At 63.7% G+C, this 15,506-nt stretch carries 14 protein-coding genes; 4 read left to right on the top strand and 10 right to left on the bottom strand.

Annotated elements, in window-relative coordinates:
• Window positions 1–159: 159 nt before the first annotated feature.
• From NCS28_RS07510 to NCS28_RS07485, 6 genes are all read right to left on the bottom strand, one after another.
• Window positions 160–549, bottom strand: coding sequence for a DUF2946 domain-containing protein (locus NCS28_RS07510; protein WP_284504791.1), 390 nt, complete (start codon window positions 547–549; stop codon window positions 160–162).
• A gap of 500 nt (window positions 550–1,049) precedes the next feature.
• Window positions 1,050–1,292 carry a DUF2795 domain-containing protein gene (locus NCS28_RS07505; RefSeq protein ID WP_250513233.1) on the bottom strand — a complete coding sequence of 81 codons (243 nt, stop codon included), beginning with the start codon at window positions 1,290–1,292 and terminating at the stop codon, window positions 1,050–1,052.
• Between the two features lie 40 nt (window positions 1,293–1,332).
• The gene (locus tag NCS28_RS07500) at window positions 1,333–1,599 is read right to left on the bottom strand and encodes a hypothetical protein (protein ID WP_250513232.1); all 267 of its coding nucleotides are present in this window, start codon (window positions 1,597–1,599) and stop codon (window positions 1,333–1,335) included.
• A gap of 228 nt (window positions 1,600–1,827) precedes the next feature.
• A complete protein-coding gene (locus NCS28_RS07495; protein ID WP_250513231.1) occupies window positions 1,828–3,564 on the bottom strand; it encodes a ClcB-like voltage-gated chloride channel protein in 1,737 nt (578 codons plus the stop codon).
• A gap of 143 nt (window positions 3,565–3,707) precedes the next feature.
• A complete protein-coding gene (locus tag NCS28_RS07490) occupies window positions 3,708–4,511 on the bottom strand; it encodes an aldo/keto reductase (RefSeq protein ID WP_250513230.1) in 804 nt (267 codons plus the stop codon).
• A 25-nt stretch (window positions 4,512–4,536) separates the two neighbouring features.
• Window positions 4,537–5,271, bottom strand: coding sequence for a glutathione S-transferase (locus tag NCS28_RS07485; RefSeq protein ID WP_250513229.1), 735 nt, complete (start codon window positions 5,269–5,271; stop codon window positions 4,537–4,539).
• Window positions 5,272–5,462: 191 nt separating this feature from the next.
• Between NCS28_RS07485 and NCS28_RS07480 the strand changes: the two genes are divergently transcribed.
• Window positions 5,463–6,704: a cystathionine gamma-synthase family protein gene (locus tag NCS28_RS07480; RefSeq protein ID WP_250513228.1), complete on the top strand. Its 1,242-nt coding sequence runs from the start codon at window positions 5,463–5,465 to the stop codon at window positions 6,702–6,704.
• Between the two features lie 13 nt (window positions 6,705–6,717).
• On the opposite strand, the gene NCS28_RS07475 is transcribed toward NCS28_RS07480, so the two are convergent.
• From NCS28_RS07475 to NCS28_RS07460, 4 genes are all read right to left on the bottom strand, one after another.
• Window positions 6,718–7,656 carry a dimethyl sulfoxide reductase anchor subunit family protein gene (locus tag NCS28_RS07475; protein ID WP_250513227.1) on the bottom strand — a complete coding sequence of 313 codons (939 nt, stop codon included), beginning with the start codon at window positions 7,654–7,656 and terminating at the stop codon, window positions 6,718–6,720.
• A gap of 18 nt (window positions 7,657–7,674) precedes the next feature.
• On the bottom strand, window positions 7,675–8,394 hold the full coding sequence (locus NCS28_RS07470) for a 4Fe-4S dicluster domain-containing protein (protein WP_250513226.1): 720 nt from the start codon (window positions 8,392–8,394) through the stop codon (window positions 7,675–7,677).
• Between the two features lie 11 nt (window positions 8,395–8,405).
• A complete protein-coding gene (locus tag NCS28_RS07465; protein WP_250513225.1) occupies window positions 8,406–11,336 on the bottom strand; it encodes a molybdopterin oxidoreductase family protein in 2,931 nt (976 codons plus the stop codon).
• Between the two features lie 77 nt (window positions 11,337–11,413).
• The gene (locus NCS28_RS07460) at window positions 11,414–12,487 is read right to left on the bottom strand and encodes a YeiH family protein (protein ID WP_250513224.1); all 1,074 of its coding nucleotides are present in this window, start codon (window positions 12,485–12,487) and stop codon (window positions 11,414–11,416) included.
• Between the two features lie 114 nt (window positions 12,488–12,601).
• Between NCS28_RS07460 and NCS28_RS07455 the strand changes: the two genes are divergently transcribed.
• The 3 genes from NCS28_RS07455 (at window position 12,602) to NCS28_RS07445 (ending at window position 15,497) form a co-directional block, all read left to right on the top strand.
• Window positions 12,602–13,492: a LysR family transcriptional regulator gene (locus NCS28_RS07455; RefSeq protein WP_250513223.1), complete on the top strand. Its 891-nt coding sequence runs from the start codon at window positions 12,602–12,604 to the stop codon at window positions 13,490–13,492.
• A gap of 130 nt (window positions 13,493–13,622) precedes the next feature.
• Window positions 13,623–14,438, top strand: coding sequence for a sugar phosphate isomerase/epimerase family protein (locus NCS28_RS07450; protein WP_502801164.1), 816 nt, complete (start codon window positions 13,623–13,625; stop codon window positions 14,436–14,438).
• Between the two features lie 57 nt (window positions 14,439–14,495).
• The gene (locus NCS28_RS07445; RefSeq protein WP_250513221.1) at window positions 14,496–15,497 is read left to right on the top strand and encodes a sugar kinase; all 1,002 of its coding nucleotides are present in this window, start codon (window positions 14,496–14,498) and stop codon (window positions 15,495–15,497) included.
• Window positions 15,498–15,506 lie beyond the last annotated feature (9 nt).

Below are 15,506 nucleotides of genomic sequence, written 5' to 3'. Positions count from 1 at the left end.
CCTGTGCGCGTGCGCAGATAGACGGACGGCACGCGGCCGCCGCTCGCAGAGAGAGTGAGCATGGTTCTTCTTTGAATTCGTGTTGAAAACGCGTGGCGCGACGCTACCGGCGCGCGACGCCATCCGATGCCGCGATGGCATCGATCCGTTTGGACGAAGTCAGATGAGAACCGGTGGCGCGCGTGATTGCGCCGTGGTGAAGGCAGGAGCGGGACGCCCGACGCGAACGAGCGCGACGACGACGGTGCGGCGCGCCGGAACATCGAGCGACGCGGAGGCGCGTGGGTTCGAGATCGCCGGCGCATGCGCGAAGAAATGGCAATAGCCGCAGGCCTGATCGTCGAGATGGGCGAGCGCGTCCGGCGCGTGATGGCCGGCGGGCAGTTCGGCCGCGGACGTCGACGCATGCACCGAGCAGAGTTCGGCGCTTGGATCGCCGGCCTGAGCATTGGCCGCGAGCAGTTGCGAGACCATCGGCGCGAACGTGATCAGCAGCATTGCGAGCAATGCCAGTACTGAACCGGTTCGTCGATGGAAGCGACTGCGCATGAAGGTGAAGATTGTTGAGATCCCGAGTGCGGGGATTATGCCATCGGGTTACTTTGTATTACAAAGCAAGATGGACATAAATTCCGGGGATCAGACCGTGGGCATATCGTCGCAGCCGTCCTCACGGGTTGTCCCCACGAATTGGGGAGCACCCTGTTGAAAACGTCTCTAAAAGTCTGCTAAATGATTGACGCTCAACGGAAAGTCATGAGCGCTTCATGATGGGTCAACGCATCCCGGGCTTTGCATAACTTATCCCCAGCGCACGGGGAAAGGGCTGTGGAAAACCACTTGGCGACTCATCTAGTTTCTTGATTCCATGCCGGAATCCTCGCGCGGCGCGGATCGCGCCACTTTTCCGTTCATAAGATGCGTAGCTATCCGACACCCGACTTATCCACAATTTCTGTGGATAGCGGTGTTGAAAAGGCTGGCGTATCGGCGTTAAGCCTTTGATGAAGAACGCTTTGTACGACCTGACCGGGATCGCGCGAGCACGATCAGATCGAGATTCCCGGGCCGCCATTGCTGCCCAGCAATTGCTCGACGGCGTTCGCGTCCGGATAGTCCTGTTCGGGCAGCCCGTCGAACACGGTGATGACGTCGTTGGAGACGCCGGCTTCGCGCGCAGCGTCGACGATCCCGTCCTTGTTGGCGGGATACTTCACGAGGCGCAGCACCTGGGCGATCTCATCGTTGATCGGCTCGTCGTTCAAGGCGTTTTTTGCGTGCGTGTCGGTCATTCCAAGGGTCCGAGGTCGAATCAGTGGAGAGGAGGGCGCGTCAGGTCTGCACCTGAATCGGCTGGCTCGCCATGCCGTGGTTCGGTGCACGCGACTTCGGCAGCGGCACATGACGCCAGCGCGCATGATCGAGGTCCTGCGCCGAGATGTCGGGCGCAGGCGGCGCAACGGGCGCGGCGTTCACACGCAGCGCGGCGCGCGTCGCGGCAATGGTGGCGGTCGAATCGTCAGTCGAACTCGTGTGCAGCGGCGCGGCGTAGCACGAGACCGAAACCAGGGCCATCGACAACAACGTTGAGGTCTTCATCGGGCAACCCCTCCTCACGTGAGCAGCGTAAGGCACCAAGCAAAGCCTATGCCGATAAACCTATGCGCCGCTCGCCGTGCACATCGTCCGTTCGCACGATGCGCGCACGGGCGCGACGAGTGGGCGTCGCGCGAAGATACTTCGAGTGAAATGTGAAGTCGGTCCGACACGCGTCAAGCGTGCGCGCACGCTTGGTTGCGCGCCACGAAATTGCACGCCTGCGCAGTTTCAGCGCGACGTCGGATTCAAACGGAAGTATGCGTCCAGAAGCGACGTTTTGTACACGACGCCGAGCAAGAGCGGCTGCGTCTTTTTCTCGATCACCGGAAGCCGTTCGCCCTGAAACGCGAGGAAGTGCTGAAGCGCCTCGCCGAGCGACATGTCGGGCGTGAGCACGTCGAATTGCGGCTGAAGATAGTCCGCGGCGGTCTTGGTTTTGGTGTCGTGCTCGTCGAGCAGATCGGAGGTGATGTCCTTCAGCGCGACCACGCCGCGAAAGCGCTCGGCTTCATCGACCACATAGAGATACTTCACCGGATATTCGAGGAACACGCGCGTCATGTCCTTGATGTTGGCGGTGAGCGGCACGACGGTATCGGCGGGCTTGACGAGTTCGCGCATCTGCGTCGCGGCGAGGCGCAGGCGCTCTTTCTCCTCACGATTGCGGCGCAGCGTGACTTCGTACATGGACGTCTGTTCCGACGTGCGCGCGATGAAGTACGCGATCACGCACGAGAGCATCAGCGGCAGCATGACCTGATACGAGAGCGTCATCTCGAAGATCATCAGGATCGCCATGAGGGGCGCGTGCGTGGCGGCGGCGAGAAACGCGCCCATGCCGACCATCGCGTAGGCGAAGGGCGCGGAAGTCGAGTCCGGCCAGATCGTGTGCACGCCGATGCCGTACAGACAGCCGAGCACCGCGCCGACGAAAAGCGTCGGCGTGAAGATGCCGCCGACCGCGCCCGAGCCGGCGGTGGCCGCCGTCGCGACGATCTTGAAGACGAGCACGGTGAGCAGCGCTGTCCACGTCCACGGTTCGTGCAGCAGCGAGTTCACGACTTCGTAGCCGTTGCCCCAGACTTCGGGCCACCGGATCGAGATCACGCCGACGATCAGGCCGCCGAGCGCAAGACGCACCGGCAAGGGCAAGGGCAGCGTCGAAAAGCGCTTTCTGGATGCCGCGAGCAGCCGCAGGAAATACGGTGCGAGCACGCCCGACAAAAGCCCGAGCACGACGAAGAGCAGCACTTCGACGCCCGTCACGGTCGGAAACACCGGCATCTCGTACGGCGGGCGATAACCGGCGAACTCGCGCATCGTGATATTGGCGACCACCGACGAGACGACGACCGGTCCGAAGCTTTCCATCGCCATCGAGCCGAGCACGAGTTCGGTGACGAAAAACGCGCCGGCGATGGGCGCGTTGTACGCCGACGTGATACCGGCCGCCGCGCCGCACGCGACGAGCAGACGCAGGCGCGGCGGATCGAAGTGGACCCAGCGTCCGATCAGCGACGATGCGAGCGCGGCGAGTTGCACCATCGAACCTTCGCGGCCGATCGAACCGCCGCTCGAAATCGTGATGAGCGACGACAGGCTGCGCCAGAGACTTTGCCAGACGGGCACCACTCCATCGCCGATGGTGACGGCTTCCATGTAGTCCGTGCTCGCGTTCTTGCTGGCGTGCTTGCGCGCGATCAGCAGACAGACGCCCGCGATGAGGCCGCCCACGGCCGGCAGCAGCACACGCACGGGCCAAGGCAGCACATGCGCAAGCGCGACGAGCCCTTCCGAAGGATTGCCGAGAAGACGTTGCAGGACCTGAATGCCTTCACGAAAGACGGACGTCGCGAACGCGCCCGCCACGCCGACGACGACCGCCCATACGAGCATCGTATGCGAGTCCGACAGACGAAAGAGCTGTTGCGCGCGTGTTCGCAGCTTGAGCAGAAATGAGAGCACTTTTGCGAAATCGTGGAAAGCTTAGAAGCAAACGGAATAAGCGACTCGCAAGGATAGCATTGCAGGACGGCGCTGCGGGCATGCTTGCCACAGGCATAAAAAAACCCGGCCTCTCAGCCGGGCTGCATCTAATACACCGCGCGTCACCACTTCGGCGCGAACGGCGGATTCGCGTGGCGCTTGCCTTCGTCGAGCGCGTCGATCTTTGCGATGTCGTCGGCGTCGAGCTTGAGCCTTTGCGCGTCGAAGTTGGCCTGCTGATGCTCCGGATTCGTCGATGCCGACAGCACCACGATATCGCGCGACAAGAGCCACGCGAACGTCACCTGCGCGGGCGTCGCGTCGTGCTTCTGCGCGATCGCCTTGAGCGTCGCGTCGGTATGCGCGCGGCCTTCGCCGAGCGGCATGTACGCGGTCACCTTGACGCCGAGTTGCTGCGTCGCATCGACGAGCTTGCGGTTCGCGAGAAACGGGCTCACTTCGAACTGATTGGTGACGATCTCCTTGCCGCCCGGCGCTTTCAGCGCCTCTTCGAGCAGCGGCGCGGTGAAATTCGACACGCCGTAATGACGGATAAGGCCGAGCTTCTGCGCTTCCTGCATCGCCGCGAGCGTTTCGGCGATCGGCACCGCGCCGTCGGGCGACGGCCAGTGCACGAGCGCGAGATCGATCGTGCCGATATCGAGCTTCGCGTGACTGTCTTTCAGGCTCGCGATGAGCGCATCGCGCGAGAGCCGCTCCCACCAGACTTTCGTCGTGACCCAGATGTCGTCGCGCGGCACGCCCGAATCGCGCACGCCCTGACCGACAGCCGCCTCGTTGTTGTAAAACTGCGCCGTGTCGATATGACGGTAACCGATTTGCAGCGCGCTCTTCACCGCGTTCGTGGTTTTCGTGGCATCGACGCGGAACGTGCCGAGACCGAAGGAAGGAATCGTTTCTACCATGCTGGCTCCTGGTTTGCGTTGAGGTTCAAGCGTCCTGATCGAGTTCGGGATAGTGCCTGAAAATACCCGATTCGTTGAACGGGATACGCCGTTCCGAATCGACATAAGCCGCGATGTTCGGCCTTTGCAGCACTGCGTCGTGAATCGCCGCGACGCGCGGATACTGCGTGCCGAACTTCTTCATCGCGCGCGGAAAGGCGTAATGCAGGCCGTCGACGATCTGGAAGATCGAAAGATCCACGTAAGTCGCCGAATCGCCGACCATCTGCGTATCGCCGTGCGGATTCTGCTTCAGCACGCGCTCGAAGTACTTCATGAACTTCGGCACGCGCTTGTCGAAAAAATTCCGCGTGCGGATTTTCGCCGCATCCTTCTGTTCCTCGTAATAGAGATCGCTCGCGAGCGGATGATGCGTGTCGTGCACTTCGGTGACGAAGTCGGCGATCGTCAGTTGCAGGCCGTGCGCGACATGGCGCAGGCCTTCGTCCTTCGGCGCGAGGCCGAGCTTCGGTCCGAGATACAGCAGGATGTTCGCGACGTGCGGCACGATCAGCTCGCCGTCTTTCAGGAACGGCGGGGCGAAGGGAATATGCGGCTCGGTCTTGCTGTTCAGGACTTTCATCATTGCGTCCATGCCGTACCCGTGCCTTTTCGATTCGCGCGCGACATCGATATATTCGGCGCCCGCATCCTCCAGCGCGAGCCGCACGAATTCGCCGCGGCCCTGCAATCCGTCCCAGTAATGAAGTTCGTAAGCCATGTGAAAAGGCTCCTTGGTCGTTGCGTGCCGCGTTCGCGGCGACGATTGAGTGTGCGCGTTTTCAGCGTGCGACGAAGCGCGCGTACGAAGGCTCGGGCGAGCAACACGCGTTCCCGTTTCGCCGCGATGCCATCAATCCGCCCAGATCGTGCAAAATCGATGTTTTGCGTTTTCGACGTAGCGGAGAATTGATGGACAAGCAAGGCTTTACCACTGGCATCGTTCACGGCGACAGAAGCGTGGGCGCAGAGCATGGCGGCGTACGTCAGCCGATCCACACATCGGTCCAGTACGGATTCGAGCGCGTGGAAGATCTGATCGGCGTCTTTCAGGGCACGAAAAAAGGCGGCTTCAATTACGCGCGCCAAGGCACGCCGACCACCGCCGCGCTCGAGCGCAAGATCACGAGCCTCGAAGAAGGCGTCGGCTCGATCTGTTTCAGCACCGGCATGGCGGCGCTCACGGCCGTGTTCCTCACGTTGCTGCGCGCGGGCGATCATGTCGTGTCGAGCCGCTACGTGTTCGGCAACACGAACAGCCTCTTCGGCACCTTGAGAACGCTCGGCATCGACGTGACGATGGTCGATTCGACGTCCGCCGCGAACGTCGCGAACGCGATCCGGCCGAACACGCGCATGGTGTTCGTCGAGACCATCGCGAATCCGGGCACGCAGATTCCCGACCTGGCTGGCATCGGCGAGTTGTGCCGCGAGCGTGGTCTCGCGTACGTCGTCGACAATACGATCACGTCGCCCGCGCTGTTCAGGCCGAAGGCGGTCGGCGCGAGTCTCGTCGTCAATTCGTTGACGAAGACCATTGCCGGACATGGCGCGGCGCTCGGTGGCGCGGTGACGGACACGGGTCTCTTCGACTGGAACGCGTACCCGAACATCGCCGACGACTACCGCCGCTCGCCATCGAAGGAGCAGGGGCTTCTGCAGATCCGAAAGAAGGGTCTGCGCGATATGGGCGGATCGCTGTCGTCGGAGCAGGCGCATTCCATCGCGATGGGCGCGGAAACGCTCGCGCTGCGCGTCGCGAAATGCAGCGAGAATGCGCTCGCGCTCGCGCAGTTTCTCGAAGGGCATGAGGCCATCGGGCGTGTGTTCTATCCGGGCTTGAAGAGTCATCCGCAATACGAGATCGCGCAGGCGCTGTTCAAGGGCGCGTCGTGGCTGCTGTCGTTCGAACTGCGTAACGCGGATCGCATGATCGAAGTCGTCAACGCGTTGCGGTTGCCCGTCAAGGCGACGGGCCTCGGCGATACGCGCACGCTCATCATTCCGGTCGCGCCGACGATCTTCTTCGAAGCCGGCCCGGAAGTGCGCAAGTCGATGGGCATTTCGGACGGCATGCTGCGTCTGTCCGCGGGCATCGAAGATACCGACGATCTCATCGCCGATTTCGCTCAGGCGTTGAAGTTCGCGGTCTAAACGGAAACGCGATTCACGAAGCGCGCGCGTAGTAGATGTTCTGCGGATGCCGCGCTTCGGCGAAGAAGAACCATCGTTCGGCGACGAGGCCCAGATACTGCGTGACGAACGCCAGACCGAACAGCGCCGCCGACTGCGCGCCGATGCCGAGCAGCATCAGCACGAACGGCACGCCGAACGCGCCGACGAGAAACGTCCACTTGATGCGCGCGATCGCCTGCGTCGATCGTCCGTGAAAGAACTCGCGCAGATTGAACGCGCCTGCCGTGAAGCCGCGTGATTTCTGCACGACGTTCGGTCCTTCGATGCCCGTCGCGCTTTGCACGGTCGACTTCGGCCGCAAGCGGGCATTGCGCTTCAACGCGGCGACGCGCGTCGCGCAGCCCGCAAGCGTCAACGTACAGGCGCACGCCGCAAGACCCGCCGCGACCGATGGCGCGAGCCACGCGGCGCATGCGGTCGCGAGCGTGAAGCCGGACGCGCAGCCGAGCAGCACGAAGTTGACCATCGTGAGCGGCGTGGCCCATTCCTGCAGGAAACGCAGGCACGCGTAGATCATCGCGGTGCAGACGAAGAGCGCCGCCGACGCAATCGCGCCGATCATGCCGATGGCGAGCGACCACGGCGTGCCGAGCCAATGCGCGATGCCGTATAACGCAACGCACGCGAGAAACGCGGGCAAACACAGGCATTCGCGCGAGAGCCATGACGTGCGCCACATCGCGATCGCGCGCCAGGCGCGCTCCGGATGCCCGAGATGAAAGAACGAAGCGATTAGTCCGAGCGCGCCGAGCACGACGGACAACGCCGCGCCGATGACGAAAAACATCTGCGAAGGCAATCCGGTCAAACCGAGCTTCGCAAATAATTCGACGCCGACGAGCGCGATCAGCAAGCCTTGTGCGGCGCCGCTCAAAGTCGTGAGAAACACGACGGAAAACGCGGGTTTCATGTTCGAGCTCCGATGAAGTCAGACGCGCACGGCCATAGCCGCGAGATTGAGGTCGCCGTGCGCTTCGAGTGAGGCGTCGTCGCCGGAATGACAACCGCACGAGCCGCCGCTGCCGCAAGCGTTCACCGGGCGTCGCGGCAGGTAATGATTCGCGGGCTTCGTCTCCCATTCGGGCATCAGCTGATAGCCGCCGCGCTCCTCGATCGCCTTCGAGACCACCGACTCCGGATCGTGGATATCGCCGAAGAGCCGCGCCGACGTCGGACACGCCAGCACGCACGCGGGTTTGCGATCGCGCTCGGGCAGCGCCTCGTTGTAGATGCGATCGGCGCACAGCGTGCACTTCGTCATCTCCTTGCGTTCTTCATCGAGTTCGCGCGCGCCGTATGGACACGCCCACGCGCAATACTTGCAGCCGATGCACTTGTCGAAATCCACGAGCACGAGCCCGTCTTCCTTGCGCTTGTAGCTCGCGCCGGTCGGACAGACGGGCACGCACGGCGGGTCTTCGCAGTGCAGGCAGGACTTCGGAAAGTGGATCGTGTCGGCGAGCGGAAACTCACCCGCTTCATAGGTCTGCACGCGATTGAAGAAGGTGCCGGACGGATCGGCGTCATAGGGGCGCTGATCCGCGAGACTGCCCGCTTCGCCGGACGTGTTCCACTCCTTGCAACTCGTCACGCACGCATGGCATCCGACACACACGTTCAGATCGATCACGAGGGCCATTTGAGTCATGGTGGTCTCCTTCAGTTGCCCGCATTTCGCTTGATGACGTTGCGCAAACGCGCCGCGAACTCGCCGCGCCCGGCGAAGTATGTCTGCACGACGCGCTGGATCGGACCCGGCATGCCGGGCGATGGCCGCATCGGCGCGAATTGCGGCAGCGTGTGGCGCGCACCGGCCTCGGCAGGATAGACGCGCACGCGCACGTCGTACCACGCCGCTTGTCCCGTGATCGGATCCGAGTTGGAGAAGCGCGTGCCTTCGTCTCCTGAAGCGGGAAGCTCGTCGGTGATGAGGTGATTGAGGAGGAAGCCGCGTTGCGATTCGTTGGCATCCGGGCCGAGACTCCATGCGCCCGACGCCTTGCCGATCGCGTTCCATGTCCACACCGTCCCCGGCTCGACCGTCTCGCTATAACGCGCCATGCAGCGCACCTTGCCCCATTGCGATTCGATGTAGATCCATCCGCCGTCCTCGATGCCGTTCGCCTTCGCCATGCGCGGATTCATGTACAGCATGTTTTCGCCGTGGATCTGCCGCAGCCACGCGTTCTGCGAATCCCATGAGTGATACATCGCCATCGGGCGCTGCGTGACGGCCGCGAGCGGATAGCGGTCGAGATTCGTCGTATCGAGCTCGAGCGGCGCGTACCAGAACGGCAGCGGATCGAAATATTGCTCGATGCGCGCGCGCAGGTGCTCGGGCGGCTGCCTGCCTTTCGTGCGACCTTGCGCGGCGAGGCGGAACTTCTGCATCACGTCGGAGTAGAGCTGGATCAGGATCGGCTCGCCGAACTTGCGAAAGCCCTTATCGACGGCGAATTGCAGATAAGGCCCGTTGCAGTTGCGCATGTACTGCAGCGACTCGGGCAAGGTGTAGTGATAAACGCAATCGTGCTTCGCGTACTCGTCCCACTGGTTCGGATTCGGTTCGCCGACGAGCGCATCCTTGCCATCCTTGCCGCGCCAGCCGATCAGAAAGCCGACGCCCGATCCCGGCGCCGTCTGGTGATTGACGATGAAATCCGGATAGTCGCGATACTTGCGCTCGCCTTCGGGCGTCGTGAACGCGGGCAGCTTGAGGCGGCTGCCGAGTTCGACCAGCACTTCCTGAAACGGGCGGCATTCGCCCGTGCGCGCCACGACCGGCACGCGCACCGAATCGACGGGACCGTCGAACTCGGAGATCGGGCGATCGAGCATCGACATCGCGTCGTGGCGTTCGAGGTAGGTGGTGTCAGGGAGAATGAGATCGGCGAATGCGGTCATCTCCGACTGGAACGCATCGCACACGACGATGAACGGAATCTTGTACTCGCCGTCGGCGCTCTTGTCGGCGACCATCTTGCGCACTTCCATTGTGTTCATCGACGAATTCCACGCCATGTTGGCCATGAAGATCATCAACGTGTCGATGGGGTAAGGATCGCCGCGCCACGCGTTCGTGATGACGCTGTGCATCACGCCGTGCACCGCGAGCGGATAGTCCCATGAGAACGCCTTGTCGATGCGCACGGGCGTGCCGTCGTCGTGAATGAAGAGGTCTTCGGGCGCGGCGGGCCAGCCGAGCGGACCGCTCGCGAGCGGCGTGTTCGGCTTGACCTGATCGGGATGATTCGGCGGTTTGGCGGACGGCGGCACTGCGCGCGGAAACGGCGATTTGTGACGGAAGCCGCCCGGGCGATCTATTGTGCCGAGCAGCGACATCAGCACCGCGAGCGCGCGAATCGACTGGAAGCCGTTCGAGTGTGCGGCGAGGCCGCGCATCGCGTGAAAGGCGACGGGATTGCCTGTCACGGTAGCGTGCTTTTTGCCCCAACTGTCGGTCCATTCGATCGGCAGCGTGATCTTGTGATCGCGTCCAACCTGGATCATTTCGGCGGCGAGACGCTCGATCGTCGCGGCGGGAATGCCGGTGATGCCGGCGGCCCACTCGGGCGTGCACGACGCCACCTGCTCGCGCAGCAGCGCGAAGGAGGGCGTGACGGGCGTGCCGTCATCCAGCGTGAAGCGGCCCTCGAGCGCGGGCTCGGCGTCGTCGGCATGATGCGCGACCGCGCGATTCGTCTTCTTGTCCCACCACAGATGATTTTGCGGGAAGAGGGCGTTGCGCTCGGGCGTATCGCCGTCTTTCACGAAGAGCCCGAACGTATCGCTCGCTTCGTTCAAGTCGAGCAGTTCCGCCGCGTTCGTGTAGCGCGTGACGAACTCGTGATCCCAGGCATCGGCGGCGATCAGTTCGTGGATCAGCGCCATGAAGAGCGCGCCGTCGGTGCCGGGGCGGATCGGCACCCATTCGTCGGCGATGGCCGCGTAGCCCGTGCGGATCGGATTGATCGCGATGAAGCGGCCGCCCGCGCGCTTGAACTTCGAAATGGCGATCTTGAGCGGATTCGAATGATGATCTTCCGCCGTGCCGATCATGAAGAAGAGCTTCGCGCGATCGAGATCGGGGCCGCCGAATTCCCAGAACGAGCCGCCGATCGTGTAGATCATCCCGGCCGCCATGTTGGCCGAGCAGAAGCCGCCGTGCGCCGCGTAGTTGGGCGTGCCGAAGTTCTTCGCGAAGAGGCCGGTCAACGCCTGCATCTGATCGCGTCCCGTGAAGAGCGCGAACTTCTTCGGATCGGTCGCGCGCAGATGCGCGAGACGTTTTTCGAGCGTGTCGAGCGCGACGTCCCATGAGACCGGCTCGAATTGCGCTTCGCCGCGCAATGCGTCTGGTTTTCGCATCAGCGGCTGGGTGAGACGCGCGGGCGAGTACTGCTTCATGATGCCCGACGCGCCCTTCGCGCAGATCACGCCTTGATTGAGCGGATGGTTCGGATTGCCGTCGATGTAGCGGACTTCGCCGTCGCGCAGATGCACGCGGATGCCGCAGCGGCACGCGCACATGTAGCACGTCGTGGTCTTGACATCGAGCTTCTCGTTCTGGGTGCGAGCGCCGTGTTCCATGAGTGCTCCTTCAAAAAGCGATGTCGCGCGACGGGGACGGCCGCGCGCATCGGTATTTCAGTGTTTCAGTGCATCGTTCAGCCCAACAGCTTTTCGACGCCGAGCGTGATCGCCAGACCGCCGCCGATGAGCCATGCATACAGGATGGCGCCGGTGGCGAGGGCACGCGGGCCGGCTTCGCGGATCTGAGCGATGCGCGTCTCCATGCCGAGTGCGGTCATGGCCATCGTGAGGGCGAAGGTGTCGAGCGTGTTGATCGTGCTCGTTGCGGCATCGGGCAGCACGTGCAGCGAATTCACGACGACGAGCGCGAGAAAGCCGAGCGCGAACCAGGGCACCGCAATCTTGCCTTTGCCGTGCGCCGAACCATCCGCCGACGCGGCACGCGAACGGTTGATCCAGAAGCCGATCACGAGCAGCACGGGAACCAGCAGCATCACGCGCGTCATCTTCACGATAGTCGCAATATGCGTCGCTTCCGGGCTTACGTTGCTCGCCGCGCCGACGACCTGCGCCACTTCGTGGATCGTGCCGCCGAAGAACAGGCCCGCGCCGAGCGTGTCGAGATGCAGCCAGCCGGCGTTGAGCGCGAGCGGGTAGAGGAACATCGAGAGCGTGCCGAACAGCACGACGCTGCCGACGGCCATCGCGCTCTTGTGCGGCTTCGATTGCAAGGTCGATTCGAACGCGAGCACCGCCGCCGCGCCGCAGATCGCGCTGCCGGCTGCCGTGAGGAGCGCCGTGTCGCGATCGAGCTTCATCAGCTTCATGCCGGCCCACGTGCCGATCACGAGCGTGCTGACGACGATCAGCACCGACACCGTGAAGCCCGACACACCGACTTGCGCGATTTCCTGGAGACTCACGCGCAGTCCGAAGAACGCGACCGCGATCCGCAGCAGCTTGCGCGCGGAGAAGTTGACGCCTGCCGCCCAGCTGTCGGGCATGCCGTGACGCAGCGCGTTGCCGTACACCGCACCCGCGACGATGCCGACGATCAACGGACTGATCCCGAGGCCGGCGATGGCGGGAATGCTGGCGAGGCGTGTGACGGCCGCGGCGAACAACGCGACGAACAGGATGCCGTTGAGCTGCCCGCGTGTGGAGGACGCGGCGGGCGCGAGTTTGTGTGCGGACTGAACCGTGGACATGGATAAACCCGTTTGGAATTGATGACTCGATGGGCTAATCCTATTCCCGATATATCAATATGAAAAATCGTGATTTAGAATGCAAAGTATCGGACGTGCTTATTTTTACGGTAAATGACCCCGGAACAACTGATAACTTTTGCGACGGTCGCGGAGCACGGCAATATCAGCCGCGCGGCGGTGGCGCTTCATCTGTCGCAGCCTGCGGTGTCCGGCCAGTTGCGGCTTCTGCAGGAGGAATTCGGCGAGCCGCTGTATCAACGCGATGGTCGCGGCGTGCGTTTGACCGCCGCCGGCGAACAGTTGCTCGGCCACGCGGAGCGACTGCGCGAGACGTTCCGCGCGGCGCACGCGCTGCGGGACGCGTTGCGCGGGCTCGAGCGCGGCACACTGCGCATCGGCGCCAGCACGACGCCCGCGAGCTATCTGTTGCCCTATCTGATCGCGGCGTTTCACAAACGCTATCCGGAGGTCGTCGTGACGACCATCGACGGCAACACCGCCGATATCGTCGCCGCGCTCGGTTCGCTCGATATCGCGCTGGTCGAAGGCTCGCCGGGCAACGAGCTGCCGCTCGGCACGACGGTCACGTCGTGGCGCGAGGACGAGATCGTCGCGATTCTGCCGAACGGCCATCCGCTCGCCGACGGGCGCGACTCCGCCACGCTCGATGACCTCGGCCAACACCCGCTCGTGCTGCGCGAACCGGGCTCGGGCGTGCGGCAGGTCATCGAGCGCGCGTTCGCGGACTGCGATGCGCCAATGCGCGTCGCGCTCGAAATCGCCGGCGTCGAGGGCGTGAAGGAGGCGGTGCGCGCGGGTATGGGCATCGGCTTCGTGTCGGCGATGTCGATTCGCCACGAGGACAGCGCGCTGCGGCGCGTGCGCATCGCACCGAAGCCGCTCACACGGCGCTTTTCGATTCTGCTCCCGCATGCGGCGACGCCGTCGCGCGTTGCGGCGCGCTTTCTGGAGTTGTGCGACGAGCCAGGCTTGTTCGGCTAGGGAATTCCACTATGGCGCGTCGACGGCGGTCGACGCACCATTCGTTCTCAACGAGGCGCTGCGGCGTCTTTTTTGAGAAACGTTTATGGAACCGGTTCCAAACGGTTTTGCCGTTGAGACCGACAGCGAGATGCAAGTGGACGAGAATTCTCGAAGCAATAGAGAAGGCACTGAGGTCGTGATCGTCGCGAGCGCGTTTGGCGCGGACGCGATCCGGCGCGACGACCACGGCGTCTGGGCCGCCGCTGCGGCGCGCGCGAGCGCGGACGGCTTCGAAGTTCGCCGCGAATTGTTCGCGAGCGATGCCGACGCGCGGCCCGAAGCGCTCGCGCAACTCGGCGAACGCATCCGCGCGCTAGGTTTGTGGGCCGTCTATTCGACGCCTGCGACGCTTTTTCATGACGACGGCTCGCTCGACCGCGAAGCGCTAGGGCTCGCCATCGACGAAGCGTCGGCGCTGAACGCGCGAATCGTCAAGCTGCAACTGGGCGGCACGGCGCGCGGCGTCGCGACCGATCCGGTCACGCTCGAGTGCCTGATGACGGGCATCGCCGCATCTAAAGCGCGCGTCGTCGTCGAGAACGGGCAACTGAAGGCGGGCGGGACGATCGAAGCGTTCGAAGCGCTTTTCGCCGCGCTCCCGCAGCAAAGCGGCCTTGCGATGACCTTCGACACCGGCAATTGGCACTGGGCCGAACAAGATCCCCTCGACGCGGCCACGCGGCTCGCACCGCATGTCGCCTACGTGCATTGCAAGGCGGTCATCGGCGCGGGCGCGCGCCGTTTTGCCGCCGCGCCCGCAAACGGTGACGCGCGTTTCGCGACGCTGCTCGCGCATTTGCCGGGCGATGTGCCGCGTGGCATCGAATATCCGTTCATCCCCGGCGCGGATGTTTCGCTCGAAGCCGACGCCGCGCGCCAGGTCGCGCGCATCGCGGCATTCTGAATTACGCATTCTGCATTAAGCATCAAGCATTCAGCATTCATCTGCAAAGGACTCGACATGCAAACCAAGCCCGAAGCGCTCGACGTCGTCACCTACGGCGAAGCCATGACGATGTTCGTCGCGGCCGTCACCGGCGATCTCGCGAAGGCCGGTCAATTTACGAAGCGCGTCGCGGGCGCGGACCTGAACGTCGCGATCGGGCTGTCGCGCCTCGGGTTCAAGGTGGGCTGGATGAGCCGCGTCGGCAACGATTCGTTCGGGCGTTACGTGCTCGACGTGCTCGCGTCCGAAGGCATCGACGCGAGCCGCGTGACGATCGACGAGCGCCATCCGACCGGTTTTCAGCTCAAGGGCAAGTGCGACGACGGCAGCGATCCGGCTGTCGAATACTTTCGCAAAGGGTCGGCTGCGAGCCACTTGTCGCTCGACGATTACGTCGCCGACTACGTGCTCGGCGCGCGCCATCTGCATCTGACGGGCGTCGCCCCCGCGATTTCGGCGAGCTCGCGCGAACTCGCCTTCCACATGGCCCGCGAAATGCGTGCAGCAGGCAAGACGATCTCGTTCGATCCGAACCTGCGCCCGACGCTCTGGCCGTCGCGCGAGGCGATGGCCGAGTCGCTCAACGCGCTTGCCGCATTGGCCGACTGGGTGATGCCGGGCGTGTCCGAAGGCCTGACGCTGACGGGCCATGCGAAACCCGAAGACATCGCCGCGTTCTATCTCGATCGTGGCGCGAAGGGCGTCGTCGTGAAGCTGGGCGCGCATGGTGCGTACTTCCGCACGGCGGACGGCGAAGCGGGCATCGTGCCGGGCGTGCCGGTCGAGAATGTCGTCGATACGGTCGGCGCGGGCGATGGCTTCGCGGTCGGGGTCGTGAGCGCGCTGCTCGAAGGACGCGACGTGCGCCACGCGATCGCGCGCGGCAACCGCATCGGCGCGCTGGCGATTCAGGTGATCGGCGACAGCGAAGGGCTGCCGGCGCGCGCCGCGCTCGACCTGCTCGAAGCACAGGATTCCAACGACAAGACGGCCAAAGCCGCGTTCGATCTGGCCTGAAGCCAGCAA

Origin of the sequence: Caballeronia sp. INDeC2 (assembly GCF_023631325.1) — a bacterium.
GTDB lineage: Bacteria > Pseudomonadota > Gammaproteobacteria > Burkholderiales > Burkholderiaceae > Caballeronia.
Note: the sequence above shows the minus strand (reverse complement) of the source record. Positions and strands in the feature narration are given on the sequence as shown.